Below are 8,356 nucleotides of genomic sequence, written 5' to 3' on the forward strand. Positions count from 1 at the left end.
TGTGGCGACAGGTTGGGCCTACGCCGACGCCTCGTAACCCGCGTCCTCGACGGCGGCGACGAGGCTGTCGGCATCCGCCTCGCCGTCGACTGTCACCGTCCCGGACTCGTGGTCGGCGCTCGCGCCGGTGACGCCCGCGACGTCTTCGAGTGCCGTTTCGACCGTCTCCTCGCAGTGCGAACAGGACATCCCAGTAACGGTGAGCGTCCGTGACATACGGTCCACGATACGGGACACGCCTTTCTGTGCGTTTCTGTTTGGATTCCGAATCTCGCGGCCACCCGACTTCGGAATCGAAAGTCGGCGCCGGACGAATTTTGCCCGTCCAGTCGGTACGGACACGTATGCACGACTTCGACGAGACGGACGTCGAGATTCTGTCGCTCCTCGCCGAGGACGCGCGCCGCCCGTTCAGCGCCATCGGGGACGAAGTCGGTCTCTCCGGTCCCGCCGTCTCCGCTCGCGTGACGCGACTCGAAGAAGCCGGCATCATCGAGGGGTTCACCGTCGACGTCGACCGGTCGGTGCTTCGCGCCGGCGTGCCGGTGTTCGTCCGACTGTCGAACGACGGGGACGCCGTCGAGGACCTCCGGGACCGACTCGCCGACGCCGACGGCGTCGAACACGTGTTCGTGACCGCCGAGGGCGCAGTCTGGTTCTATGGACGCGCCGAGAGTCAGCGCGTCCGACAGTGGGTGGAGTCGCTCGTCGGCGACATCGACTACGATGTGACGCTCGTCGACGACACCGAGTGGACGCCCTCGCTCGACGGCACGTCGTTCGCGGTCACCTGCGTCGAGTGTGGCAACACCGTCGACAGCGAAGGGGAGTCCGAACGCATCGACGGCGACATCTACCACTTCTGTTGCCCCTCCTGTCGAAGCCAGTTCGAAGAGCGGTACGAGCGCCTGTCGGAGGGAGCGTAATTGACTTTCGAATCGAACGTATGCGAACCCGCAGACACCGGCTCTCGAAGGCGCAAGCGAACTAAACGAGGGACCCGTATCAACACGCAATGAGCACCCGAACCATCCACCTCGACGTCACGGGGATGTCCTGTGCCAACTGCTCGGCGACGGTTGGCGAGGCGCTGGAAGCCCTCGACGGCGTCGACGGGGCGGAGGTGAACTACGCCACCGACGAGGCGAGCGTCGAGTACGACCCCGACGCCGTGTCGGTCGGTGCGCTGGTCGACGCCATCGAGGACGCCGGCTACGGCGTCGTCACCGAGACGGCGAGCATCGCCATCACCGACATGTCGTGTGCGAACTGCGCCGACACCACCGAGACGGCGCTCGAAGGGACGGCGGGCGTCGTCGACGCGGAGGTGAACTACGCCACCGACGAGGCACAGGTCACCTACGTGCCCGCGGCCACGACAGTCGAACGGCTGTACGACGCCATCGAGGACGCCGGGTACTCGCCGGTCCGCGAACGCGACGGGGGCGGGGCGGACGCTCGCGACGCCGCTCGGGCCGAGGAGATTCGGCGGCATCGACGCTTGACGCTGTTCGGGGCCGCACTCGCCGCGCCCCTGCTGGTCTTTCTCGCCGACACGTTCCTGTTCGGAGGAACCGCCGTCCCCGATAGCCTCTTTGGCGTCGATTTGGAGTGGGTCGAGTTCGCCCTCGCGACGCCGGTACAGGTCGTCCTCGGCTGGCCGTTCTACAAGAACGCCTACACGGCGTTGGCGAAGAACCGCCGCGCCAACATGGACGTCCTCATCGCGCTGGGGTCGTCGACGGCGTACGTCTACTCCGTGGCCGTCCTCTTCGACCTGATAGCCGGGGGCCGCTACTTCGACACGGCGGCGCTCATCCTCGTGTTCATCACGCTCGGAAACTACCTCGAAGCCCGGTCGAAGGGGCAGGCCGGCGAGGCGCTTCGGAAACTGCTGGAGATGGAGGCCGAGACGGCGACTGTCGTCCGTGACGACGGCACCGAGGAGGAGATTCCGCTCGAAGACGTCGCCGTCGGCGACCGACTGAAGGTCCGGCCGGGCGAGAAGGTGCCGACCGACGGCGTCGTCGTCGACGGGCGGTCGGCAGTCGACGAATCGATGGTCACCGGCGAGTCCGTCCCCGTCGAGAAGGAATCGGGCGACGAGGTGGTCGGCTCGACCATCAACGAGAACGGCGTCCTCGTAATCGAGGCGACGAAGGTCGGCGAGGACACGGCGCTCCAGCAAATCGTCCGGACGGTCAAGGAGGCCCAGTCCCGCCAGCCCGACATCCAGAACCTCGCCGACCGCATCTCCGCGTACTTCGTCCCCGCGGTCATCGCGAACGCCCTGTTCTGGGGCGTCGTCTGGTATCTCGTTCCCGAACTCCTCGCGGGCGCCGTCTCGTGGGTACCGGCGCTCGGACTGGTCGCGGGCGGCCCCGTCGTCGCCGGCGGTACAGTCTCCGTCTTCGAGTTCGCCGTCATCGTCTTCGCCTCGGCCGTCCTCATCGCCTGCCCCTGCGCGCTGGGGCTGGCGACGCCCGCCGCGACGATGGTGGGCACGACCATCGGCGCCCAACACGGCGTCCTGTTCAAGGGAGGCGACGTTCTCGAACGCGCGAAAGACGTCGACACCGTCGTCTTCGACAAGACGGGGACGCTGACGCGAGGCGAGATGGAGTTGACCGACGTGGTCGCTCTGGGCGACCGGGCGGCCGCGGACGGTGGCCGACTGGTCGACGCTGACACCGCGACGGACGAGTCCGACGTCCTCCGCCTCGCGGCGACGGCGGAGCGCGGGAGCGAGCACCCACTCGCCCGCGCCATCGTCGACGGCGCCGAAGACCGCGGCCTCGACGTGGGCGACCCCACCGACTTCGAGAACGTCCCCGGCCACGGCGTTCGGGCGACGGTTGCGGACGGAGAGGTTCTCGTCGGCAACCGGAAACTCCTCCGCGACAACGGCATCGACCCCGCGCCCGCCGCCGAGACGATGGAACGACTGGAACGCGAGGGGAAGACGGCGATGCTGGTGGGTCGCGTGCCCAGTGAGACAGGGAGCGACGGCGAACTCCTCGGCGTCGTCGCCACCGCCGACACGGTGAAAGAGAGCGCCGAGGCGGCCGTGAGCGCGCTCCGCGAGCGAGGTATCGAGGTCATGCTACTCACCGGCGACAACGAGCGAACGGCCCGCGCCGTCGCCGAACGGGTCGGCATCGATCCCGAGAACGTCCGCGCTGAGGTGTTGCCCGAAGACAAGTCCGACGCCGTCGAAGCGATTCAAGCGGAGGGTCGGCAGGCGATGATGGTCGGCGACGGCGTCAACGACGCGCCCGCGCTCGCGGTGGCGTACGTGGGCTGTGCAATCGGGAGCGGGACGGACGTCGCCATCGAGGCGGCGGACGTAACGCTGATGCGTGACGACCCGCTGGACGTGGTGAAGGCCATCCGGATTTCGGCGGCGACGCTCGCGAAGATTCGGCAGAATCTCGTGTGGGCGCTCGGTTACAACACCGCGATGATACCGCTGGCCTCGCTCGGCCTGCTCCAGCCGGTCCTCGCCGCGGGCGCGATGGCGATTTCCAGCGTCTCCGTCCTGACCAACAGCCTCCTCTTCCGGCGGTACACGCCGGACCACGACTACCGACTGCTGGACCGCCTGCGCTGACCGCCCGCAGTCCCTTTATCCCCCTGTTGCGAAACCGCGCGCATGGTGCTCAGAGCCGTCGGTGGCATGGAACCGACCGTTCACGAGGACGCCTACGTCGACCCCGCGGCGGTCGTCATCGGCGACGTGACCATCGAACGCGACGCGTCGGTCTGGCCGAACGTCACCCTCCGCGGCGACCACTACCCCATCGTCGTTCGCGAGGGGGCGAACGTCCAAGACAACGCCGTCTGTCACGAGGATGCGGTCCTCGGCCGGCGGGCGACGGTCGGCCACTCGGCCATCGTCCACGCCGCGACGGTCGAAGAGGAGGCGCTGGTCGGGATGGGCGCCGTCGTCCTCGACGACGCGACTATCGGCGAACGCGCCGTCGTCGCCGCGGGAAGTGTCGTAACTGAAGGGACAGATGTCCCGCCCGAAACGCTCGTGGCGGGGACGCCCGCCGAGGTAGTGAAAGAACTGGACGACCCCGAACTCGGGGCCGACGCCGCCGACGAGTACGTCATGCGCGGCAGCCAGTACGCCGACTCGTCGCGAGTGGTCGACGAGCGTTAGGGCGCGCCGGCGATGACGAACAGCGACGACTCCTCGGTGTCTATCTGCCGGGTCGTCTCGGGGTCGACGCGGAGCGCGTCGCCCGCCAACATCCGTACCGTCTCGTCGCCGACGGTGACGGTCGCCGCCCCCTCGATGAGAACGTACACTTCCTCTTGGCCGTCGTCGGCGTGGTCGTGTGGTTTCCCGCTCCAGCCGGCGTCGACGTCCAGCACCGACACGCCGAGGTTCGAGCAGTCGAGCGCGTCACGCAGGAAGTGCAGTCCGCCACCGACCGAGTCGACGTCGTGGTAGTCGACGAGCGCGTGTGACATACTCCGAGGCTGTGTCGGCGCGGGCAAAAAGGCTCGGCTCCCAGTCGTCGTTCGCACGCGCGAGTAACTATAATAAGGGGACGGCGTCAGAACCAGTCGGTGTGTTGCTGGTAGGTGTACGCGGCACGGAGGACACTCGCCTCGTCGAAGTGGTCGCCGACGAGCATCAGACCCACCGGCCTGTCGCCAGCGTTCCCACAGGGAACCGAGATGGCCGGATGGTGTGTGAGGTCGAACGGCGCCGTGTTCAGCGAGGTGACCAGCGACCGTCTGATGCGTTCGACACGGGAGAGGTCAGCGTCGATTTCGAACGGCTTGATGGGCACCGTCGGCATCGCGATGAGGTCGGCGTCGTCGAGTATCTCGTCGTAGGCCTGTCGCATCGCGAGCGTGATGTTCTGGCCCTTGCCGTAGAGGGCGCTCCCCTGATACTCGCGGTCGACGTACTCGATGGCCAGCCACGTCGCCTTGACCGACGGCGGGAAGTCGTGTCCCTGACTCTTCCGGAACTTGTCGTAGGCGGTCGCGAGACCGGTGTCGTACCAGCCGTCGAGTAGCGAGCCGATGCCGCCCTGCTTGAGGGTCTGAATCCCGCCGTAGCCCGCGATGGCCATCCAGAGCGCGAGGGAGTCAAGATGCCGAGGGACGGAGGCAGAGACCGTCTCCGCACCGAGGTGTTCGAGCGTCTCGATGGCGTTGCGAACCGTCGCGTCCACCTCGGGGTCGCTCTCCTCGCGGTCGAACCCCTCGTCGAGGACGGCGACGGTCAGCCCCTCGATGTCGTCGACGAGCGCTTGGGTGTACGGCTCGGTGTCGAGGCCCGCCGGCTGTCGGGGGTCGAGGCCGTCCGGCCCGGCCATCACTTCCAGCGCGGCCGCCACCTCGTCGACCGTTTCGGCCATCGGACCCGTGTGGTCGAGCGTGCTGTCGATGGGGAAAATCCCCGTGTAGGGCACGAGTCCCGTCGTGGGCTTGATGCCGACAATCCCACAGCAGGACGACGGAATGCGAATCGAGCCGCCTTGGTCGCCGCCGATGGCGATGTCGACGTCGCCGGCGGCGACGGCCGCCCCGCTGCCACTCGACGAGCCACCGGCGATGTAGTCCGGCGCTCGCGGGTTCGTGACGGTTCCGAAGTCGGAGGTGTCGCTCGACCCCGAGAACGCGAAACTCTCCATGTTGAGTTTGCCCTCGATGGTCGCACCCGCATCCAGCAGCCGGGTCACGATGGTCGCGTCGATTTCGGGGACGTAGCCCTCCAGCAGCCGCGACCCGTTCGTCATCTCGACGCCCGCGAGCGCGATGTTGTCCTTCAGACCGACCGTCGTGTCCGCGAGTGGGCCAGTGGCCGCACCGTCGACGTCGACTTTGGTAATCCACGCGTTGTGCGGGTTCGCCTCCGGTGCCGGTCGGCGAGCGTTTCGGCGGTCGGGATACGCGATGTCGTGGGGGTCGAACTGCGGTTCGGCCATCTCCTCGACCGTTTCCAGTATGTCGAGCGTATCCGCGACGAGCGTCGCGTAGTCGTCGAGTTCGCTCTCGTTGAGCGGTATGTGTGCGTCTGCTGCAATCTCTAGCAACTCGTCGCGAGATGGGTATCTGTATGACACGCTATTTCGAGATAATAGCTGTATTTGTCCAATAAATTGCTTTCGATAGAAACGTTCGTTTGGATTATTTCAGTTCATCTGTAACTGTCGTCTCTCAAACGGTCGTTTGTGTCTCCATGACACATTTACTGGCGGCGAGAGAGACGTCGAGCGTGATGCAACGACAGACTGCAATCGCAGTCGGCGTCGCCGTCCTGCTCGTGATTGCCGGCTGTTCGGCGACCACGGGACAGTCACCCGCGGCGTCGACTGGAGAATCGGCAGCGAACGAGTCGAGCACCATCCGCGTCGCCGGGAGCGGGAGCGCGGACGCCGAGCCGAATCAGGCAGTCGTTCGCGTGGCCGCCGTCGCCATCGGTCCCGACGCGGCGACGGCCCGGGAGCGACTCGCCGAGAACACGTCGCGGATGCGCACCGCGCTCGAAGACATCGGCGTCGACGACGACCAGATTACGACCGTCCGCTACGACATCTATCAGGACCGCCGTCCGCCCCGCGAGGACGGCGAGGAGCCACCCGTGCGATACCGCGCCTCGCACGACTTCGAAATCACGGTGTCTAACCCCGACCGCGCCGGCGCAATCGTCGACACGGCAGTCCAGAACGGAGCGACCGAGGTCAACGACGTGTCCTTCAGACTCTCGACCGACCGCCGACGCCAACTCGAAGACCGGGCGCGGCGTGCCGCGATGGCGGACGCTCGCTCGAAGGCACGGGGGCTCGCCGGCGCCGCGAACCTGACCGTGACCGGCGTGCGAGTGATTCAGACGAGCGATAGCGGCGCACCGCGGCCCGCCGACGAGCGCTACGCTACCGAGACGGCGACGCCCATGTCGACCGGTGCCCCCGACTCGGACTTCGAATCGGGCTCCGTCACCGTCACGACGAGAGTGCAGGTAGTCTACGAAGCCGAACCGACGAACGAGACGGCGTCAGCGTAACGGCGGCCATCTCGAATTCGACCCGCTTTTTCCATGTTGACAAATACCACGCGTTAGGGCTTGATATCCGGTCCGAGAGACGAGTTGAAAGTGTGATTAGACACAAAGTATTTGCCGGGGTCGCACGTTGGGTTCGATGTACCCCTACCTGTGGCTGGATAGTCCAGACCACGAATCGACAGGAAAGAGGAGCGACCTCGGGAATGTCACTGCGAACATAGCAACAAACATGACAGACTATAACGATAAAGCGCGCGCAGTAATCCTTGCAGCGCTCATGGTGTTCAGCGTCTTCGCTGGCACCGTGGCGTTCACGGGCACTGCTGCCGCGGCAACTGGCGTCTCCAACACCAGCCTGTCCCCAAGTGGGTCGGTTGATGAAGGGACGACAGTCACGCATCAAGCGAACTTCACGGCAGACGAACTGAACGACAACAACTCTGGGCAGACCGTCACGTTCACGGTCTACTTCACGAGCACTACTGATGGAACGCCGCAGATTCAGAGCACGAGCGGCGTCAGCAGCAACATCAGTAGTAGCAACGTGAACGTCCAGAACGGTAACCTGACGTTCACGGCCAGCCCGAGTAGTTCCAACAAGTCGGCGTACTTCGACATCTCCGACCTCGAAGTGTCCTACCCGACGGTCTCCGCGGACCGAACCACTAACCTGAACGTCAAGATCGAAGACAGCGGTGGCCAGAACATCAACACGGCCATCGCATCGGGTATCACCATCACCGACACCGGCACGTTCACTCGTGCGGGTCCGGGCGGTACGGGTCCGTTCGACACGCAGGACGGTGACGGTGTCGTCTACGACGGCGCAACCGTCTTCCAGGGCGAATCCAGCATCGAGCTGGCTGGCAACATCTCCGGTGGCGTCGTGAAGACCGCCGGTGACGCCGAGGGCGTCCCCCTCGAAACGCCGGACATCCCGCAGGACCAGGCAACTGGTCGCTACACGACTAACGGCAGCGCCGGCGCACCCGGCGTGACCGTCCAGACGCCGCGAGTCACCACGCTCGACATCGAGAACCAGTACGGTGAGGACATCGCCGGCGGGTCCGTCCCGCAGGGCGACGACTCCTCCGGCTCCGGCAACCTCACGGTCGTCGGTGCTTGGAACTACGAGAACGCCGAAAACCTCGAACTCACCGTCGAGAACGAGGACGGTCTCGACGTGACCGGCACCGCCGTCACGAACGGTGACACGCGCACCGCGGGCGACGTCGGTAGCGACAATGAGGTCACCTACGACGTGGACCTCTCGGACCTCAACACCGGGACCTTCACGTTCACGCTCGAAGGGACGGACGACCTCGA

General features: G+C 66.0%; 7 protein-coding genes and 1 pseudogene. 5 read left to right on the forward strand and 3 right to left on the reverse strand.

Features of this window, described 5'->3' with window-relative positions:
• Nucleotides 1-18 precede the first annotated feature (18 nt).
• A complete protein-coding gene (locus ACQUSQ_RS09745) occupies nucleotides 19-216 on the reverse strand; it encodes a heavy-metal-associated domain-containing protein (protein WP_435068669.1) in 198 nt (65 codons plus the stop codon).
• A gap of 128 nt (nucleotides 217-344) precedes the next feature.
• Here ACQUSQ_RS09745 and ACQUSQ_RS09750 point away from each other — a divergent pair, with 128 nt between their 5' ends.
• From ACQUSQ_RS09750 to ACQUSQ_RS09760, 3 genes are all read left to right on the forward strand, one after another.
• Nucleotides 345-926 (forward strand): AsnC family transcriptional regulator, encoded by a 582-nt coding sequence (locus tag ACQUSQ_RS09750; RefSeq protein WP_435068671.1) that lies wholly within the window; start codon nucleotides 345-347, stop codon nucleotides 924-926.
• 89 nt (nucleotides 927-1,015) lie between these two features.
• Complete coding sequence (locus ACQUSQ_RS09755) at nucleotides 1,016-3,610, forward strand: heavy metal translocating P-type ATPase (RefSeq protein WP_435068673.1); 2,595 nt, start codon at nucleotides 1,016-1,018, stop codon at nucleotides 3,608-3,610.
• 42 nt (nucleotides 3,611-3,652) lie between these two features.
• Nucleotides 3,653-4,165: a gamma carbonic anhydrase family protein gene (locus ACQUSQ_RS09760; protein ID WP_435068676.1), complete on the forward strand. Its 513-nt coding sequence runs from the start codon at nucleotides 3,653-3,655 to the stop codon at nucleotides 4,163-4,165.
• On the opposite strand, the gene ACQUSQ_RS09765 is transcribed toward ACQUSQ_RS09760, so the two are convergent.
• Both ACQUSQ_RS09765 and ACQUSQ_RS09770 read right to left on the reverse strand, forming a co-directional pair.
• Nucleotides 4,162-4,479, reverse strand: coding sequence for a cupin domain-containing protein (locus ACQUSQ_RS09765; protein ID WP_435068677.1), 318 nt, complete (start codon nucleotides 4,477-4,479; stop codon nucleotides 4,162-4,164). The genes ACQUSQ_RS09760 and ACQUSQ_RS09765 overlap by 4 nt on opposite strands.
• A gap of 86 nt (nucleotides 4,480-4,565) precedes the next feature.
• The gene (locus tag ACQUSQ_RS09770; protein ID WP_435068679.1) at nucleotides 4,566-6,089 is read right to left on the reverse strand and encodes an amidase; all 1,524 of its coding nucleotides are present in this window, start codon (nucleotides 6,087-6,089) and stop codon (nucleotides 4,566-4,568) included.
• 155 nt (nucleotides 6,090-6,244) lie between these two features.
• On the opposite strand from ACQUSQ_RS09770, the gene ACQUSQ_RS09775 reads away from it, so the two are divergent.
• Nucleotides 6,245-7,030 (forward strand): SIMPL domain-containing protein, encoded by a 786-nt coding sequence (locus ACQUSQ_RS09775; RefSeq protein ID WP_435068681.1) that lies wholly within the window; start codon nucleotides 6,245-6,247, stop codon nucleotides 7,028-7,030.
• A gap of 277 nt (nucleotides 7,031-7,307) precedes the next feature.
• A pseudogene (locus ACQUSQ_RS09780) lies at nucleotides 7,308-8,356 on the forward strand (hypothetical protein); the annotation flags it as partial.

The sequence above is a fragment of the Haloplanus sp. C73 genome, assembly GCF_051195115.1.
In the GTDB taxonomy this organism is placed as follows: domain Archaea; phylum Halobacteriota; class Halobacteria; order Halobacteriales; family Haloferacaceae; genus Haloplanus.